Source organism: Candidatus Zixiibacteriota bacterium, assembly GCA_014728145.1.
In the GTDB taxonomy this organism is placed as follows: Bacteria; Zixibacteria; MSB-5A5; order JAABVY01; family JAABVY01; genus WJMC01.
The window spans coordinates 1-26,040 of record WJMC01000069.1; the positions used below are offsets into that span (position 1 = coordinate 1).

The 26,040-nt window shown below is 49.4% G+C and carries 18 protein-coding genes; 8 read left to right on the forward strand and 10 right to left on the reverse strand.

The features are described from left to right. The 3 genes from GF404_04220 to GF404_04230 all read left to right on the forward strand — a co-directional run. A partial coding sequence (locus tag GF404_04220; protein ID MBD3381384.1) for a hypothetical protein occupies nucleotides 1–1,468 on the forward strand: 1,468 nt, incomplete at its 5' end. 43 nt (nucleotides 1,469–1,511) lie between these two features. Further along, nucleotides 1,512–1,895, forward strand: a complete 384-nt coding sequence (locus GF404_04225; GenBank protein MBD3381385.1) for a response regulator — start codon at nucleotides 1,512–1,514, stop codon at nucleotides 1,893–1,895. Between the two features lie 160 nt (nucleotides 1,896–2,055). Further along, entirely contained in the window at nucleotides 2,056–2,601 is a 546-nt protein-coding gene (locus tag GF404_04230; GenBank protein ID MBD3381386.1) for a GNAT family N-acetyltransferase, read from the forward strand. A 46-nt stretch (nucleotides 2,602–2,647) separates the two neighbouring features. On the opposite strand, the gene GF404_04235 is transcribed toward GF404_04230, so the two are convergent. Beyond that, nucleotides 2,648–7,243, reverse strand: coding sequence for a PAS domain S-box protein (locus tag GF404_04235; GenBank protein ID MBD3381387.1), 4,596 nt, complete (start codon nucleotides 7,241–7,243; stop codon nucleotides 2,648–2,650). 515 nt (nucleotides 7,244–7,758) lie between these two features. Between GF404_04235 and GF404_04240 the strand changes: the two genes are divergently transcribed. From GF404_04240 to GF404_04250, 3 genes are all read left to right on the forward strand, one after another. Beyond that, nucleotides 7,759–8,463: a hypothetical protein gene (locus tag GF404_04240; GenBank protein MBD3381388.1), complete on the forward strand. Its 705-nt coding sequence runs from the start codon at nucleotides 7,759–7,761 to the stop codon at nucleotides 8,461–8,463. A gap of 293 nt (nucleotides 8,464–8,756) precedes the next feature. Then, on the forward strand, nucleotides 8,757–10,583 hold the full coding sequence (locus GF404_04245) for a hypothetical protein (GenBank protein ID MBD3381389.1): 1,827 nt from the start codon (nucleotides 8,757–8,759) through the stop codon (nucleotides 10,581–10,583). A gap of 266 nt (nucleotides 10,584–10,849) precedes the next feature. After that, nucleotides 10,850–12,817, forward strand: coding sequence for a response regulator (locus GF404_04250; GenBank protein ID MBD3381390.1), 1,968 nt, complete (start codon nucleotides 10,850–10,852; stop codon nucleotides 12,815–12,817). Between the two features lie 74 nt (nucleotides 12,818–12,891). Here the strand turns inward: GF404_04250 and GF404_04255 are convergent, their stop codons facing one another. From GF404_04255 to GF404_04280, 6 genes are all read right to left on the reverse strand, one after another. Continuing rightward, nucleotides 12,892–16,023, reverse strand: a complete 3,132-nt coding sequence (locus GF404_04255) for a T9SS type A sorting domain-containing protein (GenBank protein ID MBD3381391.1) — start codon at nucleotides 16,021–16,023, stop codon at nucleotides 12,892–12,894. Between the two features lie 424 nt (nucleotides 16,024–16,447). Next, entirely contained in the window at nucleotides 16,448–17,008 is a 561-nt protein-coding gene (locus tag GF404_04260; GenBank protein ID MBD3381392.1) for a hypothetical protein, read from the reverse strand. Nucleotides 17,009–17,018: 10 nt separating this feature from the next. Further along, nucleotides 17,019–17,381, reverse strand: coding sequence for a CGGC domain-containing protein (locus GF404_04265; protein MBD3381393.1), 363 nt, complete (start codon nucleotides 17,379–17,381; stop codon nucleotides 17,019–17,021). A gap of 129 nt (nucleotides 17,382–17,510) precedes the next feature. Next, nucleotides 17,511–18,443 (reverse strand): hypothetical protein, encoded by a 933-nt coding sequence (locus tag GF404_04270; GenBank protein MBD3381394.1) that lies wholly within the window; start codon nucleotides 18,441–18,443, stop codon nucleotides 17,511–17,513. 65 nt (nucleotides 18,444–18,508) lie between these two features. Next, nucleotides 18,509–19,468 (reverse strand): hypothetical protein, encoded by a 960-nt coding sequence (locus tag GF404_04275; protein MBD3381395.1) that lies wholly within the window; start codon nucleotides 19,466–19,468, stop codon nucleotides 18,509–18,511. Between the two features lie 6 nt (nucleotides 19,469–19,474). After that, complete coding sequence (locus tag GF404_04280) at nucleotides 19,475–21,643, reverse strand: OmpA family protein (protein ID MBD3381396.1); 2,169 nt, start codon at nucleotides 21,641–21,643, stop codon at nucleotides 19,475–19,477. A gap of 208 nt (nucleotides 21,644–21,851) precedes the next feature. On the opposite strand from GF404_04280, the gene GF404_04285 reads away from it, so the two are divergent. Together GF404_04285 and GF404_04290 are read left to right on the forward strand one after the other, a co-directional pair. Beyond that, nucleotides 21,852–22,580, forward strand: a complete 729-nt coding sequence (locus GF404_04285) for a DUF1573 domain-containing protein (GenBank protein ID MBD3381397.1) — start codon at nucleotides 21,852–21,854, stop codon at nucleotides 22,578–22,580. Nucleotides 22,581–22,600: 20 nt separating this feature from the next. Next, on the forward strand, nucleotides 22,601–23,122 hold the full coding sequence (locus GF404_04290; protein MBD3381398.1) for a hypothetical protein: 522 nt from the start codon (nucleotides 22,601–22,603) through the stop codon (nucleotides 23,120–23,122). Nucleotides 23,123–23,128: 6 nt separating this feature from the next. Here the strand turns inward: GF404_04290 and GF404_04295 are convergent, their stop codons facing one another. From GF404_04295 to GF404_04305, 3 genes are all read right to left on the reverse strand, one after another. Next, on the reverse strand, nucleotides 23,129–23,623 hold the full coding sequence (locus tag GF404_04295) for a DoxX family membrane protein (GenBank protein ID MBD3381399.1): 495 nt from the start codon (nucleotides 23,621–23,623) through the stop codon (nucleotides 23,129–23,131). Continuing rightward, nucleotides 23,620–24,177 carry a hypothetical protein gene (locus GF404_04300; protein MBD3381400.1) on the reverse strand — a complete coding sequence of 186 codons (558 nt, stop codon included), beginning with the start codon at nucleotides 24,175–24,177 and terminating at the stop codon, nucleotides 23,620–23,622. The genes GF404_04295 and GF404_04300 overlap by 4 nt, the downstream gene beginning before the upstream one ends. A gap of 107 nt (nucleotides 24,178–24,284) precedes the next feature. Then, complete coding sequence (locus GF404_04305) at nucleotides 24,285–25,769, reverse strand: tetratricopeptide repeat protein (GenBank protein ID MBD3381401.1); 1,485 nt, start codon at nucleotides 25,767–25,769, stop codon at nucleotides 24,285–24,287. Between the last annotated feature and the right edge of the window lie 271 nt (nucleotides 25,770–26,040).

Consider the following 26,040-nt stretch of genomic DNA (forward strand, 5'->3'; position numbering starts at 1 on the left):
CAACGCGCAAATGGAAATGATACTCGATGGCGAGGGTCCGGTAGACGAGATGATTGACGAAATCTTCCGTGCCTTCCATACCTTCAAAGGTACCTTCAGCCAGCTCGAGCTGATCAATGTTGTCGAGAAACTTCATGCTCTCGAATCGAAAATTACAAGGCTCCGCTCCGAACGACCGGAGATGAGCATCGAAGAATGGCGCAGGATGTTATCTTCCATGGGACTGCAGAAATGGCTCGAAGCTGACCTGGAGATTTTAAAATCACACCTGGGCGATAAGTTCTTCAGCCGTAAAGCGGCACTGATCGTGGAGCCCTCGCAGATAGCAGATATCGAACAGAAAATGATCGCTACTTTGACCGCCGGAGAAAACAAACTGCTTCTCCCGCACTTGAGAAGACTGCGTTACAAGCCGTTTAAGGAACTCCTGGGATCATACCCGGAGTATGTCGAACGCCTGGCGGAAAGGCTTCAGAAGCTGGTTAACCCCGTCGTTATCGAGGGCGATGATGTGCTGGTGGATCCCGACCACTATCATGAATTCGTCAAATCGCTGATCCACGTTTTCCGCAACAGCGTTGATCATGGCATCGAAACCGATGAAGAGCGTTTCAGCGCGGGCAAGGATGAATTCGGTCAGATAAAGTGCGAGATTAAGCCTAATAAGCGCACGATAGAGCTGAAAATATCTGATGACGGGCGTGGACTCGATATCAACAGCGTGCGGGCCAAAGCAATTGAAAAAGGTGTCTTTGATGAAAACACGATCGGGGATGTGCCTGATGAAAAAATAAAGGAATTGATCTTTATGGATAGCATATCCACGCGCGAGAATCCCTCTGAGATTTCCGGGCGCGGTGTAGGGCTCTCTGCTGTTCGTTCTGCTCTTGACAAACTGGGCGGATCTGTTCATGTCGAGTCGATCCCCGGACAGGGCATAACCTACCATTTTGAACTTCCGGTGATTGAAACTATCGATTTGCCCGAGATCTCGATCGATAAAATCATAGCGCCAATGGTCAATCGAGCGCGGGAGTTGATGACTGACGAAATGGAAATCGGCGTAGTCGATTCAAAATGTATTGAACCTGAAGAGACTGATCGCTTGATGATCGAGGATATTACCGCCTTGATCGGAATCAAGGGCGCGCTGTCGGGTACGTTCGCGATGAGTTTCGAGCGAGATCTGGCAATGACACTTGTGCGTAAATTCGCTATCGATGAGTTGAGTGATGAAGAGGCCGAGGAGTATGTCGAAGATACCATGGCCGAAATTACAAACATTGTACTGGGGAATACCCTCAATGTATTTCCCGAAATTAACAACCTGGTAACTATTGGTACACCCAAGACAGTCAGGATCAACAGCTCGGTTCTACGGTTTACCGGTTCGGATATCTGGACCGCGACAGTCATGACCGAGCAAGGACGTCTGTCGGTCAGTCTTCTGGTTTCAGATACTATGTAAATCTGCCGATTAAAAATATGATGGAGATTTTTCAGGAGGAAAAATGGCGACTATAATGATTGTGGATGATTCCATGATGATGCGCAGGAATCTCAAAAAAATCCTGGTACAGGCCGGTCATGAAGTGATTTGCGAAGCTTCCAATGGCAATGAGGCACTGGCCGCATTCAAGCGTCATCAACCCGATTTGATTACGATGGATATCAATATGCCGATCATGGATGGTATCGAGGCTGTCAAAAAGATCCGCGAAGTCAACCCGAACGCGGCGATCGTGATGATCAGCGCTCACAACGAACAGAGCCGGGTTTACGAAGCGATCAAAAGCGGTGCAAAAAATTACATCGTCAAGCCGATTCGTTCAGATAAAGTCGTGTCAGTTGTCAATGAAGTAATGACCAAGATCAGGGAAGCGCAAAATACGTGATTTGTGCCCAACAATCAGGATTGTAAGTCGCCATTTAATCTGAAAAATCGGCACATTTACTATTTATCCGCGTTTTTGACTTGCTTATCACCTTATCTCTCTGCAATTTACTGCAGGTATGAATGAAACCAATATCAGTGCTGTATTTGAAACCAAACGAATGTTTGTACGCCGCGCCCGGGCATGGCAGGAGGATGTCGATCTTTTCTTCCGGCTCTGGAATGATCCGCTCGTGATGTGCAATGTCGGATTTCCGGAGGGACTGTTGATTTCCCGTGACGAGGTCGAGCAAATTTTGAGCGACAACGATCCCGGCCTTCTGGACAGCAAACTCCTGGCCGTGTTAAAACAGGAAGGTGTTTTGATTGGGGAATGCAAACTGGGCCGTCCGGATGCCAAGAAGATCGCCGAGACAGATATCAAGCTGTTGCCTGAATACCACAACCGCGGACTCGGTAGTGAACTCAAGCAGGGTTTAGTGGATTACCTGTTTACGCATACTGACTGCATGGCGGTCAGGTCTACACCCAATGTCCATAACACGGCCTCTCAAAAGATGCAGGAGTATGTCGGGGCAAAAAAAACAGGACGCCAGGTTTATCACTTCCCGGAAAAGATGAAGATTCCCACGGAACCTGTCGATCATTTCATTTACCTGCTCGATCGTCAGACCTGGGAAAAACGGTCTCAATTTAATCTGATGTGAGATGATTGGATTGAGCTGTGCAAGATAATGGCAGGCTATAGTATAATTATTTTACTTGTTGTTTGCGGTCGAGTTCTTCCCTTACAGCCTGTGCAATCGATTTTAAGGTGAGAGGTTTGCGTATAAAAGCTCCTGCCCCCATCCTCTGCGATTCGGCAACCCGCGCGCTCTCGGCATAGCCTGAAACTATAATCGCTTTCTGGCCCGGCCTGATCTTGAGAGCCTGCTCGTAAGTCTGCGCGCCGTCGATTCCCCCCGGCATAACCATATCCAGAACCAAAAGATCGAAATTTCGTTTCCGGAGCATCTCGCAGGCCTGTTCACCGCTTGTAGCGCTGGCAACCGTGTACCCCAGCTTGGACAGGAGTTTGCTCGTGACTTCGCGCTGGATGTGGTCATCATCGACGATCAGGATGCTCTCATTACCGCCACTAATGCTACTGTCAGCTACTTGACGGTTGGGTTCGCGGGTGATGGGAAAATACAGATAAACCGTCGTTCCCTCACCGTGCTTGCTTTCAAGGTCGATATACCCGCCATGGTCCTCGATTACGGCATGAACCACGCTCAGACCAAGACCCGTACCGCGTCTTTTATCTGTCACCTTGGTGGTAAAAAACGGGTCGAATATCCGGGGCATATCCTGTGGATCGATTCCTGTGCCGGAATCCGCGATAGACAGCCGGACATATTCGCCTCGGGGTACCTGGCCGTAACTGTGACGGAGCTGGTCAACGTAGTAGTTTTTGGTTTCGATAGCCAGTCGTCCGATATCCTGCATGGCATCGCGCGCGTTGGAGAGCAGGTTCGCAACCGCCCTGAAAATCTGGGCCCGGCCTCCCTTGATATTCATCAGATCGTCCGCCAGGGATTTCTCCATGATGAGTGTTTCCGGTAATGGATAGATCTGGTTGATTATGCTGTTGACAATTTCATTGAGATTCAACGGTTCCTGGTTGTAATGTCCACGCCTTCCAAGAGTCAGTAGTTCCTGGTTGATATCGGACATCTGTTCGGCCGCTTTTTTCATGTCGTCCAGGTAACTCAGCGCCGGATGATCAGCCTCGAGTTCGTCTTTGATCAGGTCGGGATAAGCGGTCAATGGTCCCAGGAGGTTATTGAAATCATGCGCCACCTGCCCGGCAATCCGACCCGCAGTTTCAAGTCTCTGGGCGCGTGAGGCGAAATCCTGCAGGCGCCGTGTTTCGGTAATGTCGCGTACATTAACAAGCAATGTTTCCACCTGTCCAGCCTTGGTGAATTCAGGAATCAGGTGGAAGTCGTAGTAACGGCTCTCATTTTCGTCCGGTACCTCCAGTTGGAAACTCTCATCTTTGCCGGTTATAAATACCTTTTCAAGACTGTGCAAAAATTTGCTCTTGATCGGTTCAGGGTATGGAAGATCATCGATTCGCTTTCCGACAATCGCTTCCGGATCTCTTTTGATCATTGCTTTTGCTGCCTGGTTAACAAACAGGATTGCATGACTGCGGTCCAGACGGGCAATGATATCAGTCGTGTTTTCTGTCAGGGTACGGTACATTTCACGGCTGGCCTTGAGCTCCTGTTCCGCATGTTTTTGTTCTGTGATATCCTCGATCACACCTTCGATCCAGCCCTGCTTGAGGTTTATGCGCGAGGATGAACGGGTCCAGATCGTACTGCCGTCTTTGCGCCTGAAGCGGGCATCAAATCCACTGACCTGACCATCTCTCTGGAGAATCTGCAAAAGCCTTTCACGTTCACCGCTATCGATATAGTTATCCCGGGTTATATACTGGGCGATGGCTTCCGCCCGGTTTTTAAAACCGAACATGCGGGCCGCCTGCTCATTGCATTCCAGCACCTTGCCATCACTGATACGAGTACGGAATAGGCCGACCTGGGCGTTTTGGAAGATATTGCGATACGTTTCTTCGCTCACCCTGAGAGCTTTCTCGGCACGCTTGAGAGCTGTGATGTTTTTAGCAATCGAGGCAATGGCCACGATTTTGCCGTCTTCATCTGTCAACGGCGAGAGGGTAGTCAGGGTGTATACCTTTTCACCGTTTTTGTGCCAGCGCAGGCCCTGCAGGTTGCGCAGTTCCTCGCCCGCAAAACAGCGCTTGAGCTGTGCCCTGGCTTCATCACGAAATTCCGGGGGGAGGATCAGGGTCATCGGCTTGTACAACAGTTCATGCCGTTGCCAGCCATAAGCGCGCTCGACTTCATCATTAACATCGATTATCACGCCGGCCGGATTGACGATAATAATTGGATCGGAAGCATCCATGAAGACTTTGGAAAGGTGCCTCAGCGACAGCTCCAGCTTCTTGCGGTCGTCGATATCGATAAACAGGCCGTGCCAGACTTTCAGGTCATCGCCGTCAGTATCGTAGGGATGCATGATCGCCTGCACCCACTTATATTCAGCTCCCACCCTTATCCGGAATTCTGAATTGAATCTTTTGTTCGAGGTCGGATTCAGATCACCTTGTTGCAATAATTTATTGAGATCGTCAGGATGCACTAATTCAAGAAATATCTCGATATCATGTTTCATTTTCTCAGCCGATTCACGGCCGAGAAGGTCGGCCAGTCCCGGTCCGAAGTAGGTCATATGACGACGCTGGTCACGGTCGACGCGGAAAGAAAAGACCACGCCCGGGGTATTCTCGGCTATTGCTTTGAAGCGTTGTTCGTTCTGTCGCAGGGCATTTTCAGCTTCCGTTCTGTCAGTGATGTCCTGCGCCATGGAGAGGATCGACTTGAGCTTACCGTTCTCATCCAGAAAGACCGAATTGTTCCAGATGCAATGCTTGATCTCACCATTTTTGGCGTAATTCCTGTTTGTGACCACGGTACGTCGATATTTGCCCTCGAGCATCTCATTGGTAACTTTAACAATTTGTTCCTTGTCGTCTTCATGTATGAAATTCCAGTCGCCCCAGCCTTTGCCGAGAACTTCATCTTCCGACCAGCCGAATATCTTTTCCGCCCCGTTCGACCAGCTCCTGAGTCGAAACTGGTTGTCCCATTCGATAATCGCCAGCGGGGAATTCTCGAAATGGAAGGCGATCTGTTTGTTGGCACGGTAGAGTTCCAGTTCAGTCTGCTTGCGGTCGGTGATATTCTGGCAGATTTTTCCAATTCCGGTAATCTTGTCATTCCTGTCGAAGAGTGGATAAATATCTTCGTTAAACCAAAACTCTCTTCCCTCCCACTCGATGCTGTGCTCGGATTTGAGAGGTTTCCCGGTGCGGGCGACTTTCAAGATATCTTCCTGCATCTTGCTGGCCACTTCGGGCTCGAAGAAGTCACCGACGTTTCTGCCGATCACCTCGGATTTTTTCATGCCATAAGCGGAATGGCCATGACAGTATAAGATATTGCCCTCGAGATCGTAATACATTACGAGGTTTTCGGAATTCTCGATCAAACGCCGGAAACGAGCTTCGCTTTCGTACAGTTTCCTGATGGTTTCTTTGCGGTCGGTGATATCACGGATCATGCTCAGATGCAGGCCGGGTAAGAAATCGGCGACGGCACGATACTCCGCTGTAATATGCTTTCCATCCTTGCGTTTCAGCAGGATTTCGCCCTGCTGATTTTGGTCTGTCTTGAAATCGCTCCAGATTTGATCGAAATCCCGTGATTTTTCCCCTGTAACGATAACATCGGCGACATTCAGCTCCAGGAGTTCATCGAGACGATATCCTAAGAGATCACAGGCGGCCGGATTGATATTGATGTAATCGCCACTATCATTGGTGATCATGATCGCGTCGAGCGAATTGTCGAACAGCGCCTGGAGCCTTTTCTGGCTCTCGAGCAGGGCCTGCTCAGCTTTCTTGCGGTGGGTGACCTTTGTATGAGTTCCCACCATACGGGTCGGATTGCCGTTTCTGTCAAATTCGATCACCCGCCCGCGACTCAGAATCCACTGCCAGTTTCCCCCTTTGTCCCGGACTCGATATTCTACCCGGTACTGCTCGCTCTTACCCTCGAGGTGCTGCTGGAGGGCTTTTTCACGTCCCGGCATATCCTCGGGATGAATCCGCGAGAGGTAAAAATCGCTGTCAGGATCAAGTTCCGATTTATCATAGCCCAGAAGTTTCGGCCATCCGGGATTGTATAGCATTTCACCCTTACTGAGATCATAATCCCAGATAGCATCGGAAGTGGCTTCCATCACAGACTGCAGAAGTTTACCGTTTTCTATAAGGCTCTTTTGAACCTGCTTGCGGTCGGAGATATCACGAATAAAACTAACCACACCTTCGATTTTACCGTTTTTACGAACAAGTTGTGTGCTGGCTTCAACATAAACCGGCTGACCCCATTTATCCTCGATTTCCACTTCCATCAGAGAAAGCTGTCTTTTGCCACAGATAATTTCCTTGAACAGTGACAGCATTTTAGGCAGGTTGGAGGCTTTCAAAAATTTGAATGTGGCAAAATTCTTGCCGATCAGGTCCTCACGCTTGTGACCGAAAACAACGTCTTTATTCAAGTCGAGTACCCGTCCGAACTTATCGAGGAACGCAACTATATCGTGCGCATTGGCGATAATAGCGTGCATCCGGTCCGTCGACTCGTACAAATAGCCTGAGTGTTCACTTTGTTTTTCTAAGGGTCTATTATGGTGTTGATTGGAATCCATTCTGTCCAACTATGGAATATTTACGTTATGAGTTACGAATTACAGTTTTTCAGGTAGTACCCCGTATTCTTGCCTGCGCTCAAATCCGGAATTATAGTCAGTAATTGAGCCTCCCTTTAAATACGCAAAAAATGCGCAGTTGAAGGCTATTTATATAAAATAATCGGCTGCATGGCAATATTGTTTTACGACTATATTGCCTGCCTGTTAATCTTTTTTATAGTGTGCCTGAAACAGTTGATCTACGGGTTGCGTTAAAGTTGAATAGGATGTCATTTAGTTGGAATATAAGAAATATTTAGTCCAAAATTAAGTATTGACATCAAACTATGATATGTGTATATACGTTCTTTCGGAGGATCAGCGCCTTTGAAAAGGTATCGAGTGCGTGTAAGAGTGACTGACTGTTGAATTACAGCCTACCTTAGTCTTTGGCACATCATCCTGCGATAATTAGAATCTGGCGGCTGAAAAAACACTATGTTAGTGCTTTCAATTATAGTTAGGAGGATCTGATGAGCCGGCTTGACGATGTTAAGAAGTTCTATCAGATAATGAGCAAACTGGAGAAGAAAATCGGGGGTAAGAAACAGTTTGGGAAATTATCTGATTTTGAAAACCTGCCTGAGAAGGGCATCTATTTCCTGTTCGAAAAAGGCGAACTTCGTTCGACCTCGGGCCGTGGCCTGAGAATTGTGCGGGTTGGTGCTCAGGCGATAATGCCGTTTTCGCGTTCAAGTATGCAGAACCGTCTGCTCTCGCACCGCGGTAACGATGAGGACTTAGGCGGCAAGCATCGCCGTTCCGTTTTGCGCAAACTGATCGGCCGTGCTGTCATGAAGCGCGACAAGATCAGCATCCCGACCTGGGAAAAGCGTGTCCAGCCTCATCCGAAGGAAAAGCAGGTCGAGGAAAAGATCTCGAAATATGTGCGCGACAACTTCAAGTTCCTGTATCTCGACGTTGATACTGATCCGGAATCGTGGAGGATGCGCAAGTATTTCAAGAAGAATCTTCTTTCTCTTCTGGGTAATTTCAAGAAAGAAGAATTCATCGATCCGCCCTCCAAGAAATGGATGGGGAATCAGCTTTCGGGCAAGGATGAAAAAGTGGCCGCTTCCGGGCTCTGGAACGCCATGCATGTTAAACGTAAATACGAACCGGAATTTCTGGATAAGCTGGAAAAGTATGTCAATGCCATGAAGGCAGTTAAAAAATAATTTCAGCTACCGGTCGGGTTTTTGAATTAGGGCGAATCCCGGACACCACTTTTTTTACAAAGCTTTTGTTCACGCTGAAAAAATTGTCGTGCACCTTGATCACGCAACAGTCCTTTTCTGAAAACTGTTGCGTGATCAGATCAAGGGCGTATTTTCCTTATGCGAGACAGCATCAGTTGAAAAACGCCTGAATTGTGAGGTGCGCGATTCTATCTGTCAAGATCCTGTTCTGGATCATCTCCTGCCTGTACCTGGCGGGATTACATCTACCCCTCTCGATAAGTTGGGGAATCATGCCGACCGAAAGCCTTTCGGATATCGGTACTCATATTATCCTGATCGTGATCATCGTCGTATCGCTAATTGAGATTCCGGGACTGAAACTTTACGATTTTTACAGATCTGCTCTTGATTTGCTTAACAAGCTGATCTCTAAAGTGCCCAAATGGATCAGCGCGACACCTGGTTTACTGGTGACCCTGGCTGTTTTCACAACCCTGCAAAATAAGTTGCATCTCTACGGCGACGGTCATTTGATCATGGGACAGATCATGGGCGGAGAAATCCCCTCCAAAACTGCCTTTTTGTTCAGCCACCTGACGTTGGCCATCAAAGATCTGGCACATCTCGATACATACCCTGAAATCGAACTGATGCTCAGGATGATATCCATTCTATCCGGATTGATTTTCGTGTTCGGGTTACACAAACTGTGCGGACTGCTGTTTACGGGAAGGACTGCCAGGATCACGGCATTTCTATTAGTTGCGACCTGTGGTGCCACTGTCATGTTCTACGGCTATATTGAAACTTACCCGCTTTTTCTGGCTTTGACGGTTCTTTTTTCATGGTTAGCTCTGCGTGCAATTGTTAAGCAGGTGAGTATCTGGCCGGCAGTGCTTGTGCTGATCCTGGGTACAGTCTGGCACTACCTGTTTATGGTATTCATTCCGGCCGGGATTTACTTGTTGATTTACCGTAACAAATTTCTGCCCGGAAAACTCCTGTTCGCCGGGCTCTGCGGGTTAATGCTGACTGTGTACATGATCGGTCAGTCCCTCAGTCGCGAGGGAATAGCGCCGTTTCTACCGCTTTTAGCCAATCAGCAGACCTCCTACACCCTGTTTTCGATCTCTCATCTGACAGACTTTTTAAATGCCATGCTCGTGGCCGGACCGTTTCTTACCTTCGCCGGTTTGATGGGTGCGGTTATCATCCTCGTAAACAGCAGAGTTCGATCGAAGCGGATTTCATTTTTTATGTTTATGTTTCTTCCCGCCTTAAGCCTGGCATTCATAACCGACCCGGCCCTGGGTGCGATACGCGACTGGGACCTGCTGGCGGTCTTTATATTCCCCGGAATTCTTCTCAGCCTGGTGCTGTTTGCTCATCTTGAAAATAACGGCAAAGCGTTAAAGTCTCTGGTAGTGCCGTTGTTGCTTTTTAACCTGCTCCATACTGGCGGTTTTCTGATCTTAAATCGCGATGTTGATTTTGCCCTTGAGCGGATGGTCGCAGTCCTGGTTGATGATCCCCATTACCAGAGCGATTACTATTTTGGGAGCCGGACTGAGTCTTTGGCAATGATTTTGGAGGATGTGTATGGACGCGAAACAGTTGCTCGAAAATTGCGATCTCGGCGCCAAAGCAGGTTGAAAGACAGGGAGAAACTGGTGCTGGCAAATCGTTTCTACCAGATGGGCACCTACCGGAACGCATGTATCCGCTTCGAAAAATATGATCAGGAATATGGCCTGCCGATTGCCTCGAAATGTAATTACGCCAAGACACTGTACTTGCTGGACGATTGCGATAGAGCAGTTGAGATTTTTAAGAAAATCCTCACTGATAGTATCAACACTGATTTCTATTACTATCTCGCTGATTGTTACGACCGGTTAGACGAACCTGATTCGAGCCGGAAGTATATGCGCCTGTATCAGCGCGACGTTCCGGAAGAGAAAGAGCTTTTCGAAAGGTTGAAAAGCGGGCTGAACCTGTCTGAGGAAAACGCCCGGGACATTCTGATTATGCGCTGGTTGGGTCAGTACCCATGTTCAAAATATCCAGCCTGGAGCATCTTGAAAAAATATCTGCGATCTGCTGAACAAGCAAACTGAGATAATCAACTTAAATCACGGTCAGAGCTTACCCGGTACACTGTTTCAACCTGCAAATATTAGTCAGGCCCGTTCACTTTGAAACAATCATATCCGTTTTTATCCATTGCAATAGGTTCTTATAGATTGGTTTGATTGTGCCGATATAATTAAAAGTGACGATGTGGTCTGCGTACTGACCTTTTCGGACCGAAAAGGGAAGTATTGACTGAAAGCAAAGTACACTGATTTTTATTGTGTTCAATATTAATAGCATTGCTATACCTATGTGGACAATTATTATATATTTTGCATTACCTCATATTTTAACGTCCGCCTCCGTAAATGCTTCAAACAGTGCGGGAATGTTGCATGATGGCATTTCCGGGGCGTTACTTTTCAGCGTGGGCCTGTTTTGCGGTCTGACAATCGGCATGATGTTACTTGCATATCTTAAAAAAAGGTATCGTGCGAGGATTTTTCAGGTAACAAATCGGATCAGGCAGGCTTTCGAGACAGGAGACTATTCAGCACATTCTGTGGACGGCTCCGACGGGCCGACCTCGCAGTTGTATGAATACCTCAATCAGACATTGAAACGATTTGACGATCGCGACCAGGAACTCAAACGCGCTCATAAACTGCAGGAAAGCTGGGCTGGTAAACTTCAGTCCGAACTGATAGAACGTAAACGGTTGCAGAAAGAGCTTGTCGTCTTCAAGAAACTTGTTGACAATGCGGCTATTGGTATGGCCATGGCTGACCTGAATTATCGAGTAACTTATGTTAACCGGGCCACCCTGGATATGCTCGAGATTGAAAGCGACAAAGATATCCTCAATGACAGGGTGCTGGACTATTATCCCGAAGAAGATCGTGATCGACTTTATAATGATATTGTGCCTGAGGTGTTTTCGAAGGGACAGTGGAGTGGCGAAGTTGAGATGCTGACCAAATCCGGCAACAGGATTTTGACCTCACACAGCGCCCACTTGATTAGAGATAATTACGGTCAGCCGGAGCTGTTCGTAGCTGTATTTTCCGATCTCCGTGAAAAAAATGAAATCGAGAAGCAGAAGCATAAACTGCAACAGAGGCTGGAGCGTGCGGAAAAGATGGAAGCCCTGGGATTGATGGCCGGCGGGGTTGCTCATGATCTCAACAACATGTTCGGCCCGCTGGTCGGCTACCCCGACCTGCTTTTGATGGAACTTCCGGAGGACAGTCCTCTCCGTATCTATGTCCAGAGGATCGGCCAGGCGGCGCGCGATGCGTCCGATGTAATCCAGGATCTTCTTACTCTGGCTCGCCGGGGACGCTATGAACTCGAACCAGTCGTGCTCAACGATATCGTCAAAAGTTTCATCGAGTCACCTACATTTGAAAAGTATAAGTATGAACACGGTAATGTCACGATCGAAGTCGAGTTGGAGAAAAAATCACCCAATCTCATGGGTTCGCACCTGCATCTCTACAAAGCGATAATGAACCTGATAGTAAATGGATTCGAAGCGATGCCATCGGGGGGCAGGTTAAAGGTCTCGACCTCCCATGAAGTTCTAACCAAACTGCATTCCGGCTATGATAAAATCGAACCGGGAGAATATCAACTGCTTCGAATAAAAGATACCGGAGTGGGAATCGACAGAGAAGAGATACCGAAGATGTTCGAGCCGTATTATTCGAAGAAAACTATGGGGTCTTCCGGAAGCGGTCTGGGGCTGGCAATTGTATATGGTATCGTGAAAGATCATCACGGTTACTACGATGTTTTCTCGGAGACCGGCAAGGGTACCGAGTTCGTGCTCTATTTTCCAACTACCCGTGAGAAATCACTAAAACCGATTGTTCCCGATGATCAGTATGCCGGAAGCGAGCGGATCCTGGTAGTTGACGATGACCACCTTCAGCAGGAATTGATCGGCGAGCTGTTGAAACGGCTGGGTTACAAAGTTACCACGGTCTCTAATGGTCACGAAGCGATCAAGTACCTGACCGGCAATGAAGTCGAGCTTGTGATCCTGGACATGATCCTGGAGACCGATTACAACGGCTTCTCTGTCTTTGGAGATATACAAAAAATCAATCCCGATCAGAAATGCCTTGTGATCAGCGGATTCTCGCCGACTGACCAGGTTTTTGAAATGCAGAATCGAGGAGCCGGATCGTTCATCCGCAAACCGTTTGACCAGGCTACCCTGGTGCGTGCAGTTCGTGCCGAACTTGACCGCAAGGCCCCACTCGCCAAAGTTTAATCTAGCTCCAATCAATTAAAAACCCCGCTACCTGAGTAACGGGGTTAACTTGTTTGTGTATCCGTAATAGCGGATTAACGCATCAGAGTCATCTTGCGGATTTCGTTGATATTTTCACCGGTCAGGCGATAGAAGTAGATTCCGCTGGCGACCTCTTCACCCGTCGCCGAGCGTCCGTCGAATACCACCTGGTGGTTACCCGCCGAATATCTGCCCTCGGCCAGCACCGCAACCTTCTGGCCGACGATATTGTAAACCTCAAGCTTGATTTCGGTTTCGCGTTCGAGATAGAAAGCGATTGTCGTAGTCGGGTTAAACGGGTTCGGGTAGTTCTGCTCGAGTTTGTAAGCAACCGGCAGGCTACCGGATGTCGACCGCGCGCTGAAGCGGTCAGAGATATCCGCCTTTCCACCCATACCGTTCCAGCTGATATCCGGATAAGTTCTCTTGCCGTCTATGAAGACAGCGATCTTATCTCCGGATCGAGCGAGTTTTGCGCTTTCATTCCGGCCGTCATTGCCGTATACGGGAGTGAACTTCAGGATTGAACCGTCGTAGATCGATTTACCGCATAAAACGCCATCTGTTGTATATGCCTCGATCGAAGCACCCGGAGCAACTTTGTGGCCGTCGATTGTCAAATCCTCACCAAAGATTGACATCCATTTGCTGGACCGGGTATACTCCGGCTGGTGATTAGTAAAGTAACCGCCGGTTTTCGAGAACGGCAGATCTTCCCAGCCCGGATAATTTAAGAATTCATTGCAACTGGATTTGACCCAGTAGCCGTACCACGGTTTCATGTGGGTCAAAGTTACGAATGATTTCAGGTTTGGCAACCAGGTCTGGCCACCCAGCATGGTATCCCATCCCAAAACCACGATTACACAGTCCAGAATATCATAAAGAGCGTCATCTACCGGCAGTGAATCCGCAGGCCAGTAGCTGATCAGGTTCCAGCCGCTATAGATGCTGATTCCTTCATTAACCGGAATTTTGGGGCCACAGATTTCGAGCTCGGTGGCGCACTCCATGTAGAACCAGTAACCATGGTAAAAATCGACATGGTGCAGAGTTGAGAACTGCGGATACATCGGGTCATAGGTCAACCCGCCCTGGTCAAAGGCCTGAATAAATCCGAGGCAGTTCGGATCGGCCATCTGGTCAAGCATATCCTCGATATCGGCTTGATACCACTTATTCCATGAGATCAAATTCCAGCCCTGCTCGAGCTGAAGCACCCGGCATGTGCTGAACAGACACGTCTCGAAGTTATCGCCGTTGGCAGTCCAGATCACAAACGGATCGGTATAGACTTCCTCGCCGTTGATCGTGAATTGAACCGTGTCACCGGTTTCACAGCCCTCGTCGATATCCTCTGAATACATATCGTCATGGTAGATCGGCATCAGGCCATACTTGCCGTCATTACGGACAACATCCATCCCGCACAGTACGCCGTCGGGATCATAGGCGCGGATCGTGTCGCCCGGCATGAGCGGTTCACCATTGAGTTGCGGTGCTCCACAGTAAACATTGATCCACTGGTTGGTCGGTTTGACCTCCTCCTCGCCGCCTTCGCAGGCCTCGATCATAATCTCTGAATAGCTTACATTGCCCTGCAAGTCATACACGAATAATCCGCCGAATCCATCCATTGTATGATCGATAAGTTCTATCTTGAAAGTTACCACTGTATCGCCGGGTGTGTACTGGTCAACAGTCAGTTCGAGGTTTAAGCTGGCTGTGTCCAGGAACATCTGGTTGATACCGCTGATCGTGTCGCCCATGTCGACAGCTTCGCCGAAGAGAATGCAATCATCCTCCTCGAAAGTGACCATCGGAGGTGTGGTGTCGCTGGACGGGATCGCGGCAAACATCGCGCCACCGGGGAAGATATAGGAATCGTAGCTGGCGTAACCCTCGACTGTAATACCATGGGGCTGATTGGATGAATAGGTCGAATGGGTACCCTCGTTAAGCTCAACCACAGCCGCGTAGAAGTCAGTATTCGAGATCTGCGAGAATTCGTTTGCATCGATCGGGACACCATCGAGCTCGAGCGTGCCCACATCGTCACCATGGGCGATGACTGAAAGGAAATGGTAATCGAACTGGCCACCGCCGATGGTTGAAAAAGTATAACTCGAGAGATATTGCTCCGCTGGAGTCATATTGCCCATGGCTGGATCGCCCTCGATAGCTCCGGGGGCATTCTGGCCGGTCATGAACTGAGCTACGAAAATCCTCTTGTCGGGATTGTTAGTACTGAAAATGTGACTGTCGGGGGTATAGGAAAGCTCATAAAATTCACCCTTGTCGAGTGTCACCAGAAAAGTATCATCCAGGTAAATATCCGTATTATCCTGAGCCGAGACCACGCGATAAATTGTTCCGTTGGGACGCAATGGCAGATTGGTTACATAAGCGCCGACACCCCAGGTTTGAACCGGCTGGGCCACCTCGAAGACATGGTCGCAGGCGGCCACATTGGGAGGTGCCGTAATACAGCGGTTGCCGTTAGTCATCCCGATCGGTTTGTTGGAACTGATCAGGGTACCTGTCAGGTCACCCGGTGCTTTTGAACAGTCAGCGCGGTTCATGTAGCTTTCCATGGCGTCCAGAGTGATCGTAAACGGTGTTCCAGAGGGATGACCGCCCATCAGGGGTTTGGTCGGAGTGATAGTAACCTCGGTATTGTCATAGGCCGCCACTACCGCGAACTCCCCGCCATACTGGCAATTTTGGGCTTGGTAAGTTATGACGATATACTCGGTGTTCATTACATCCACCGGCAACGCCAGGGCGGCATCGGTGGTAAACGTCTCGCGGTTGATCATGTAGCAGATGAACTCCTGCTGGGAATACACGTGTACAGCATGATCGGTGACAGTCGCAACCGGCCAGCCGTTGGCGGACTCCAATGGGATTTCCACAATCGTAACCACACCCGGAGTAAGGCTGACCGTGGTTTCGAAAATCGGTGCAATCGCCGGGTACTTGATATGCACTGAATCGACCGGCTGTTCCGCGGTCAGGTGCAGTTCGGTTTTCTGAATAGGTACAGTCTGGTCATTGTAATTGGGTAGATAAGTTAACAGGAAGTCTTTACCCTTGTTGTCGAAATACTGGGCATTGGCGGTCAGTGCAAAGCAGACCAGAAGCGCCAGCAAAATAAAAAATATCCTGTGTCTTTGATGTTTCATCCTTATTCTCCTTGAATGGGCATTGTGTGGTGTGTCCGATTAACGGGAGTGATCATCGTGATACTAAACTCCTTTCTTCATCCTCTGAACTGTTATGTATGCAAGATTACCTTATTTTCAGTATTCGATGACCGCTTAAGTATCTGTTGTGCGACTATTTCCATTATCGTAAAAACAGCCACAAAGCTTTACAGTTGTCGCCTTCGACAATTCAGCATGAGACCGGTCAGACCGAAGTATTTCTGCCCCGATGACTGTGCGGTTGATGTTTAGATTTTTCGGGCCGAGGCCCTTACAGATATATTCCGTATGACTTTCTGGTCTACTGGAACAGGGGAGTATTCCAGATGATTAAAAGTCACAGTCTGACGTGATGTACAGTCAAAATACAGCAGGCTTTAGCGGTTGTCAATTTCTTTTTCGTTCAGCCTTGAATAGCTTGCGTTTGTGCGGGTTCTTTTGACTGCTTGGAAAGCCCCATTATCAGGCCCAGGACAACCGACCAGAGGGCGGCCAGGCCGATTTGAAAATTGGCCGGCAGGCTGAACGTAACCGTATGGGCCGGTATCCAGAACCAGATCAAAGTCCACCACGCTTTGGTTATTCCAGAGAAGTCCCACTGGCGCAGTATCAGGTTATCCTCGATGCGATGGAAAAGCATCATCTGGGGCCCAAAAAAGAGATTTGTCAGAACCGAGACGGCCAGCGCCCATCCAAAACCGGAGGACATGAACTGTGGCAGAAGGTTGTGCTCCAGAAGAGCTACTGTAAAACCCTTCATCCCTGTGAAGCCGTACTTGATAATGATTCCCAAAAGCGCCCAGGCCACGATTTTACCGAGCAGTTCCGGAAACTTGCAGGGCAGTGTCGGCCGACTGGTTTTCAGGCTGGAGGAGAGGACTTCCCCCAGTGTGCCCAACAGCGCGAACTGTATTGCGGCTGACAGGAGCGGGTTTTCAGATACCCACAGGAGATAGGAGTCCATAAAATAAAGTCTAATAGTTATGTGTGCCGACAACCACTTCCTGGTCGAAATTCTGCTTAACAAGCTCGGCGATCTGCTCAAAATCGAGCGGACACTGGCCGGTTTTTTTGGCCTTGACGATACAGGTGCCTAGGTGTATGGTGTCGTATTCACGGCCGATCTGGCTGGCGATCTCGTTCATCAGCGTCACTTTCGGCATAATTAAACCGGGACAATCACCGCAGTTTCCCAGCGCCACCAACTCGACTTCGTCATCTTTATAGCGTGCGAATTCACCCTCGCGCAGTTGAATCGCCTTGAGACATTTTTCGCAGGCGATACAGAGCTGGTCCTGGATCCGTTTGCATCCGACGATAGCTATCTTCTTTGACATTACCTCTCCCTTCGTTCTGCCGTATCAAATATCGAATATGATACATGCCAGACTATTGCCTGGCAATCTTTTTTATTCAATATACGACGGGAAAGCAAACCAGGTTGGGAGACAGCAGGTTGTCCACTATCAAAATTGTGTGGCATATTCGTGGTAGAGTTCCGAGGAGAGCGCGTCGAGATTCTCCATGTAGAGGTCGCCCTTGTAGCGAGCCAGCGCACGAGCCTGGTAATCGTTCAGGCATTTCAAGCCTCCCAGATGCAGGTAGCCTCCCAAATACTGGGAAAGCACTTCCGCCTGATGGTCGCTCAGCTTGGCGATTCCATCCAGGAAAAGTTCATCACCTCCGAACACGGAGAGCGCCATCGCCTGGTAATCGTTGATTTCGGTCAAGCCGTTAAGCGACAGCCCTTTGCCTCTAAAAGAAGCCAGGGAGGTCAGCTGGGCGTTGTTGACCTGGGCGATGCCGTTAAGCGAAAGGTAATCGACATGGAATCCGGCAAACACTTCCGCACCCTGATCGGTCAGGTAGCGGATGCCGTTGAGGTAAATCGCCTGGCCCTCGTAGTGAGATAGAGCTTCGGCTTCCTCGACCTCCACGAGTGTGATACCGTTTAAAAAGATCTCGTAACCGTTGTAATTCGCCAGATGCCCCGCCGCTTCGGCCGAGATCCGCTCCAGGCCGTTTAAATACAGCCTGTAGGCCAGCGACAGGGAAACATATTCGGCCACGGAATCGGGAAGCTCGGTCAGGCCGGAAAGGTCGAGCCCTTTGCCCCGGAATTTGGCCAGGTGAAAAGCCTGCTTTGGTGAGAGTTCGGTAAGGTTCACCAGGTTCAGGTAATTGCCCTGATATTCGCTCAGCTTTTCAGCCTGCTCGTCAGTGAGACGACCAATTCGCTTGAAATTGCCCTTTTTAAAAGCCTGAGCAAAACTCTTCTCGGAAAGCGGGCCTGATGCAGCCTTCGATTTTGATCCATCGCCACCACCGCACGCTGATAGCAACAGCGCAGTTACGGCGGTAAAAATCGTTATCTTTATAACCTCAGTCAGCACTCTCATTTCGACATCCTTGTTCTCTTCGGTATCGTATATATTTAACGGCCGAAAACGCCAATCTCTTGAGTTTATCTTCTGACATATCGATGCACATCGACATGGAAATGGGTAGTGTGATCACCCGTTCCTTCACCGCGCGCGGTCTCGTCGGGGCCGACCACCAGCGAAAAATGACGCCTCAGCTCGAAATCCATGCGCCTCAAAAATCTCTCCTTGGGTGTACGCGGTTGTCCCAGAAGCGGGCCCCAGTCGCGGCAGATATTGCCTTCCTCGATCCCGTCACGGGGAGGACCATAAAAACCTGCGGTATCGGATTGGTCCCCTGAAACGATATAGTACCAGCAGATATCGATCGCGTTGCCCCAGCCGTGAGCCGAATTACGGGAGGGGTTGTTGGGATCTGCCCGCCCGGGCCAGATCCCGGCGTGGTCGACCTGCACTATTCCCAGTGTTCGCAGGTAGCGGAACAGGCGTGCCAGTGCCAGCGCCGTATTGGCGTTGATCAGGCGTCCCCGGCGTGGCCTGCGTGCTATTGAAATCGGCGCGAACGGGTTAGCTGGTATCGATTCTTCGCCCTCACTTGTTTCGGATTCGTCGCGCGGATGAGGCTCGACCTCCGGAGCTTCACCGGGCGGACTCCAATCACGCTGAGGCTGGCAGGTTGCGTTGTATTTCAGACGAACTCCGGAAATCCAGATCGGGCGCGGCAACACGATCGGGGTGTCGATAAAACGATGATGTACACGGTCGAAGTCGACCCGCATCTCATCCAGTTCATTGAGGCAGGCTTCGCCCTCCATTTCATATACAAATTGTTCATATGCGGCAGGTTCGGGGAATTCGGTCGGAAACAGGTTAGCGGCCTGGACCTGACCGCGACTGCCGGATTCTTCACGGGCCTGCTCCGGAACCACAGTTTCAGCACCAACCGTGAAATCATCACCGCCACATTCGGGACATTCTGTGGGCACATTATCGCGGGATTCGACTTCTCCCACCCATTCGCATTCATTACAGGAAACACGCATATCTACCTAACCCTGAAGCATCTCCTCTTCTTCCGGACCCATAGCCTTCCCTGACTGGCTGGAATCACCTGAAGACATCGCCAAAACTTCTTCCTCTTCTTCTTCCTCTTCACCCATCGCCAGGATTTCTTCCTCTTCATCGGGGGGTTCACCCGACGACAGGATCACACTGTCACCCGCGGGAGCTTCCTCACCGCCGAAAGTTTCCTCGCCGTCGAAATCATCGGGTACAGGCGGTTCGAAATCGATCACCTCTCCGTTATCGAGAACGATCTTGATCGTTCCTTCGGGTATGTTCTCGTGGTAAATCAATCCTTCCGAATCGGTAGAGCCGGTGATTACTCCGCCGGAGTGCTTGAGCGTGTAACCCAGATCGGTTGCAGGTCTGCCAAAAGCGTCCTCGACAATAATCTTGACAGTAGTTTGTTCAACCACATCCTCATCGTTGATTATTGTATAGTTGTTCAAGGCCTCGTTGTTGGCATCCAAACCGTAGAGCGGACAACTGTTTTGATCGCAGGCGGTGTCGGGGAAGGGAGGAGAATCAGTGCAACAGCCAAAATCCAGTTCGGTGTTGGGGCGCAGAAACAGGATCTCGACCCGGCGATTGGTCTGGCTGGCGTACTCATCCGCTCCCGGATGATCGGTTGGAATCGACTCACCGCAGGCGCACATCTGGCGTCCCGGGCAGAAACTCAGATAGCTGGAATAATTGCGCAGGTCATCGCGTTCTTCTCCGAGCATATCTTCCAGTTCCCGACGGTACATATCGAATGCCGCGCCCCAGGTCTGACCGCCCCAGATGCCGTCGACCGCGATTTCTTCGTTGAATATCCGGTTGTAACCCCGCTGGTAGTTGCGTATTGCCTGTGTACTGCGATCCCCGATAACGCCGTCGACCGGACCGGGATCGCAGTTGAGACCGTCCCATTCATGGAAGTATTTCAGGATCGCCTGCTTGTCTTCGTCGGTGTTCTTCTGTTCGACTGATTCTTTAAACATTTCTTTGTTGCCGGTCAAAAGCGCCAGAATCACCCGCGCGCGATGATATGAAAGATCGAAATTGTACTGCGCACGGCCACGCGAGTCGGTATGGCCGGTGACCAGCATCTGGTAGTCCTGATGCTCTTCGGCATACAGGTAGGCCCGACGCACAGCCTGCAGGGCCGGGATCTGTGATTGAGTCTCGGAGGTTTCTTCGATTGGAGCCGGAACAGCGCTGTCTGTACGGAACTGCATATCTGAAATCTCGATCACTTTAACAGCGCCGGTTTCGGGAGTGAGGCCTTCGAGTACCAGGGTGTTCTCCTGGTTGGGAGCTATATTGAATTCCGGTTTGAGCGGCTCGACGAGCATCTGGATTTCTTCCTCTTCTTCATCGATTTCGCTCAGGGCATTGATGTCTTCGAAGATATCATCCAGGTCGAGCTCGACACCTAACTCACCAGATACATTTTCGAGTTCCTTTAAAGCCTCATTGAGCTTTTTGTTGGTATCCTTGATTTCGGGCAAATCGTTTTCAAAATTTTCGAACGAAGTAAATTCCAAAATCTGCTCTGATTGATTCCATTTGTTGAGAGCTTCATCGGCAAGCTTTTTGGCCTTGTCAGCTTTTTGTTTAGCTTCACTGGCGGCGGTGTCGGCCACCTGCCCGACACGCCGGCGGACTTCCCTGACCGCCTCGGCCAGTGTCCTGTTGGTCTTGCGGGCTCCGTCTTTGGCTGTATCAAAGACTTTTTCCGCGCCACGCGTGGCTGCGCTGCCGATCTGGTCGGTGAGCTCCGTGACACGATCCCATGTTCTCGCCAGTGAGCGCCGGGTGATCCTCTGGGCACCCTGGCGCCCCTTGTTAATCAACTCGATTGCGTTGTCTCGAGCAGTTCCCAGGGTCTCCCAGCTTTTTTCCCAGCCTTCGCTGATTTTATCGAAGTCGTTTTCACGAACACCCTCTTTTACAATTTCGTAGGTGTCATTGGCTTTGCCGACAACCTCGTTGATTTTACCCCACGGATCGATATCCTCAATCTCGTTATAGGCCTCATCGATAATCTGGCTGGCTTCCTGCTCAACCGTGTCGAACAGGTTTCGACGAGCCTCGGAGATATTGTCTACCGCCTCGCGCAATTCTTCGAAAGTTGGATGACTGGTCAGCCAGTTGCTGTCCTCTTCAGGCATACGGGGCACCTCGTTACAATTGATAAAATCTACTGATTGCAGTTAATTTTAACATCAGTTAAGTCAATTATCAACAAGATTTTCAATTCGCACCAGATAATCCGGTTCGAATTTGACGACAGGCAAAAAATAAATATATTTAGAAATTCTGAATCGCAGGGAGTGTTGCCCTGTAAACTGTTATAGTCAATGTAACAAAGGAGATAGAATGTCAAAGCTTGTCAAACCAGTTACGTTTCTGGCGGTCATCCTGATCTGTTTCACCACGGTCGCATTTTCACAGGCTAAAAGCGGTGGAAAACTGGACATGAGAGAAAGGATCTTCGATTTCGGTCTGGTTCCGCAGGAAAGCCGCGTGGTGCATAATTTCATGCTCAAGAACGTGGGCGATGCGGAAGTCAATATCACCGAGATCAAGTCCAACTGCGGATGTACCACAGCGCCGGTTGATGAAAACAAAATTGCACCCGGTGATTCTACTGTCATGGAAGTTACCTTCAAAAGCGGCAGGCGTACCGGCAAGCAGGAAAAATTCGTCAATGTAACTACCGATATGGAACCCCGCGGACTGTTCAGGATCGTGATCCAGGCCTGGGTTGAAACTCCGACCCAGAGAACTCCGCCATTGACTTCTGAGCCTCGCACAATCGAATACGCTCCGCGCGATATGAAGCATCGCGGCAAATCCGAGGTAACTCTCAAAAACAACTCAGATGAAACCCTCGAACTTGAAATTGCAGGTTATTATGAACCGCTCGGTCATCCTGAACTGAAAGGCAACAGCCTCAAGCCGGGTGAGACTACAAAACTGGTCTATGATTTCAATGTGGTCGACAACAACAAGCTCGAATATGGTGCCGTGACTGTGAGTGCAAAAGGTGAAGAAATTGATTTGAATTACACGGTCCCGATTACAAAAGTGCGAGTGAAGAAATAGATTCGATACCGGGAGAATATATGCGGGAACCTATCAATGTAGAACAGCTTGATAGTGATGATCTGCGATCATTGCTGTCCGATTTCGCCAAGCGCTGGCTGGCTCACGACGGTCTCTGGTTTCAGGCGGCGGAAAAAGAATTCGACCTCGAGACCGCGATGAAACTGGATACCGAGGCCTGGCGGAGATTCTCTCCGATTGAAGCCAAGCGGATCAAGAAAATCCTGAAACTCAAAGACAAGGCCGGCCTTGAGGGTCTGGCCGAAGCCCTCAAGCTCAGGCTGTATGCCTTCATCAACAAGCAATCAATTGAATTCATCGATGTCAATACGCTCGAGCTCAGGATGGTCGACTGCCGGGTACAGTCAGCCCGACAGCGCAAGCAGATGTCACTTTTTCCATGCAAATCAGTTGGAATCGTGGAGTATACTACCTTCGCGGAAACCATCGATGAACGGATCGAAACTGAGTGTGTCCGCTGTGTGCCGGATGAATACAACGGCGAGTGTTTCTGTCACTGGAGATTTAAGCTCGAGAAATAGAAATTACTATCCGGGGAGATGATTCTGGACTGCCAGCACCTGGCGTTTCCCGTACGCTATCTGATGCAAAAGCAGAAGCAAAAAGCCCAGATCCCGCAATAGATATATCCAGGTGTAGCTGGAGCCCTTGGAGCTGGCCTCGATATCGTGGGTGTTGGAGAAGCATCCGCAGTCCTGCAGGTTCACCCCCATCGCCATGGCGATTACAAAAGCGGCTATGAAGATCAGCATCAGGACAAACATGATAAAAGCTGAACCCCGCGGAAACAGCCCGATTATTAGCGCGAGGCCGATCACAAGTTCCAGGCTGGGGAGCAGTACGGCAGTGATATTGATCAACTGCCAGGGCAGGATCTTGTAGGCGGCGACTGTGATCGCGAATTCGCGCGGATGCAAGAACTTGTCCCAGGCGGCATACAGGAAAATCGCACCCATAATCAGCCGGGTTGCAAGCACTAACCATTCGTTTGCCAGGAAACTGCGTGATGATGAGTTCATCATGGTAAAGCTGTCTCTTCGGGGTTGTCGCCGGTACCAACCGGGAGCTGGTTATCCTGCCAGAATTTCCATCCGCCAAAATATATCGATATGTTTTTATAACCCATGTTGTAATACAGGTAGCGCGCCAGCATCAGGGAGGCATCACATTCAGTACCTGAACAATAAGTTACCAGGTGTGTCGTATCCGTGGCAAGTTCCTCAAACTGAGCCAGATGCTGTTCGAATGTGGCGTCATCACCCTCGAAAAAGAAGTTGATCGCGCTTTCCACGTGGCCATCCTCGTATTCCTCCGGGGAACGGGCGTCCAAAAACAGGTAGTCGCCGGTTAGATAGGCTTTATAAGCTTTCTCGGTGTTGAACAGGTTAAAGACGGTATCCATACCGGGCTCCCATGAAAACGGGTACCAGAGGGTATCGCTGTCGCTGATGTCGGTTAGATCCTGGTAGTACTGAACCCAGGGTATCCTGTTCGATGATATAGTGTTATTTATAACACCCAGAAGCAGTCCGGCGATGACCAGAATAATTACCTGTATGTGAAGTCGGTTGAGCATAGGCGGTTAAAATAAACTAAATTCCCCGTTTGCAAAGCAAAATCTTCAAAAAAAGATACACTTTTCAGCCGGTTTTGTTCCCGTCTCGCTTACGATAAGCGGAGTTTTCAGGCCGCCTGGTTTTCGCGTGCCAGCTTTTCATACTTTTCTTTGATGCGGTTGATCCGGTAATAGGTCGAGTCGGCCTTGCGGTTGATCTCAAGGATTCTTTCCATCCGTCTTAAAGCGGTTTCAGTATCTCCCTCTCCGCGATGCAAAAGAGCCGATATGTAGAGACTGTGGATATGGTTGGGATTTATCTCGAGGCTTTTTTCAATCAGATCGAAAGCTTCCTTTTTGGAGCCTGTATAGTATTTGCCGACAGCCAGCAAATTCCTGAAATGGATGGTCATATCGGGGCGCCAGAAACGCTTGTTTTGTACGACTTCCTCAAGCTCAAGCAGGCTGTCATAGTCCTCACTGAAACGGTTTATCTGAGCATTGGCAAAAACTACCCAGATCAACTTCTCATCGACCAGCGAATTCCCTTTTTCTCCAGATTGGCTGATCTCGATTAAACCCCTGGCGCTGTCGAGGTAAATACGGGCCAGTTCGAGGTCTTCTTCCGCATAGGTAATGGCATGTCCCATCGCCCCCCAGATAAGGGCATTTGTGTCCGGACGGGCATAGCCCAGTTGCATAAGGCTGTCGGCAATCTGGTGTGCCATCTCGAGATCACCCTGGTTCCAGTAGGTACGACCGCGGTTGATCAAAAGCTCGCGCTTTTCGCGGTAGTCCTGACAGAGTTGCCGAATCCTGTCCAGCGACTGATGAGCCTTGATAAACTGCCCCAGGCCGGAATAAGCGTAGGCCATGTGATAAAGCACAAACGAGAAACGGGGTTCAATCTGGTGGGCGGTTTTGAAAGCTTCCAGGGCTTCTTCGTAGCGACCGATCGCCATCAGAATCTCTCCCTTTGAGTCATGGGGGTTGGCCTGGTCAGGAAGTAATTCGCGATAGCGTTCGAAATACCTGAGAGCGGTATCGTAGTTACCACGACCGAATTCCAGATACCCGAGGTTATTGTAAACCGGGGCAAAATCCGGTTCGATTTCGACGATTTTTTCGAACTCGCTGATCGCCTTTTCGATCTCACCCTGCTCCCAGGCGATTGTACCTAATGCCAGGTGACCGTCGGTGCGATTTGGAAATTCCTCAACATATCTCTGAAGGACAGTAATAGCGGAATCAGGCTTTCCCTCGTTGATCAATCGCCTGAAATCGATGTACAGTTTCTCGTGTTTTTTGAGGTTATCGTATTCCTGCAGGGCCTGTTTGAGGTGAAAATCGCTGGCTTCATTTTCACCATAGCGCGCCAGCTGTTCAGCCAGGTAGACATGCGCCATAGCAAAATTAGAATCCAGCTCGACTGCTTCCTGAAGCCTTTCAATTCCTTCGCGGATATAGAGTTTGCCTAAAAGATCACGACTCTCGAGAAACAGTTCGTAGGCTTGCTCGGAGGATGTGGTAAACTCCTTGCTGTCGCGCAGGGCGTAAACAGCCGAAATGATCACCAGCAGTACAAATACTATCAATATTATTCTATTTAACATCGCTTGCTCCAGAAAATAAATAGACAGACCCGCAAGCCGGATTTGTCCGGCCTCGGATCAGAGACGATTATCCTGAAAGAACTTTTGTCGTTTCAGGATACATTATACCTTGTTTATTATCGCTTGAAAAAGGCATTTGTTTCAGTTTTTTAAAATATTTGTAAAACATTACCGGGCAATTTATTACTTTCAGGTGAGTTATAGTTGTCGCGGGTGGCCATATTTTCGTTGACAACATCTGTTTTCATACTATATTGTGGGACTAATTTTT

What these genes read in the sequence shown, in the direction of transcription:
- GF404_04225 (MBD3381385.1), top strand. Translation starts at nt 1,512, where the DNA reads ATGGCGACTATAATGATTGTGGATGATTCCATGATGATGCGCAGGAAT.
- GF404_04230 (MBD3381386.1), top strand. Translation starts at nt 2,056, where the DNA reads ATGTTTGTACGCCGCGCCCGGGCATGGCAGGAGGATGTCGATCTTTTC.
- GF404_04235 (MBD3381387.1), bottom strand. Translation starts at nt 7,243, where the DNA reads ATGGATTCCAATCAACACCATAATAGACCCTTAGAAAAACAAAGTGAA.
- GF404_04240 (MBD3381388.1), top strand. Translation starts at nt 7,759, where the DNA reads ATGAGCCGGCTTGACGATGTTAAGAAGTTCTATCAGATAATGAGCAAA.
- GF404_04245 (MBD3381389.1), top strand. Translation starts at nt 8,757, where the DNA reads ATGCCGACCGAAAGCCTTTCGGATATCGGTACTCATATTATCCTGATC.
- GF404_04250 (MBD3381390.1), top strand. Translation starts at nt 10,850, where the DNA reads ATGTGGACAATTATTATATATTTTGCATTACCTCATATTTTAACGTCC.
- GF404_04255 (MBD3381391.1), bottom strand. Translation starts at nt 16,023, where the DNA reads ATGAAACATCAAAGACACAGGATATTTTTTATTTTGCTGGCGCTTCTG.
- GF404_04260 (MBD3381392.1), bottom strand. Translation starts at nt 17,008, where the DNA reads ATGGACTCCTATCTCCTGTGGGTATCTGAAAACCCGCTCCTGTCAGCC.
- GF404_04265 (MBD3381393.1), bottom strand. Translation starts at nt 17,381, where the DNA reads ATGTCAAAGAAGATAGCTATCGTCGGATGCAAACGGATCCAGGACCAG.
- GF404_04270 (MBD3381394.1), bottom strand. Translation starts at nt 18,443, where the DNA reads ATGAGAGTGCTGACTGAGGTTATAAAGATAACGATTTTTACCGCCGTA.
- GF404_04275 (MBD3381395.1), bottom strand. Translation starts at nt 19,468, where the DNA reads ATGCGTGTTTCCTGTAATGAATGCGAATGGGTGGGAGAAGTCGAATCC.
- GF404_04280 (MBD3381396.1), bottom strand. Translation starts at nt 21,643, where the DNA reads ATGCCTGAAGAGGACAGCAACTGGCTGACCAGTCATCCAACTTTCGAA.
- GF404_04285 (MBD3381397.1), top strand. Translation starts at nt 21,852, where the DNA reads ATGTCAAAGCTTGTCAAACCAGTTACGTTTCTGGCGGTCATCCTGATC.
- GF404_04290 (MBD3381398.1), top strand. Translation starts at nt 22,601, where the DNA reads ATGCGGGAACCTATCAATGTAGAACAGCTTGATAGTGATGATCTGCGA.
- GF404_04295 (MBD3381399.1), bottom strand. Translation starts at nt 23,623, where the DNA reads ATGATGAACTCATCATCACGCAGTTTCCTGGCAAACGAATGGTTAGTG.
- GF404_04300 (MBD3381400.1), bottom strand. Translation starts at nt 24,177, where the DNA reads ATGCTCAACCGACTTCACATACAGGTAATTATTCTGGTCATCGCCGGA.
- GF404_04305 (MBD3381401.1), bottom strand. Translation starts at nt 25,769, where the DNA reads ATGTTAAATAGAATAATATTGATAGTATTTGTACTGCTGGTGATCATT.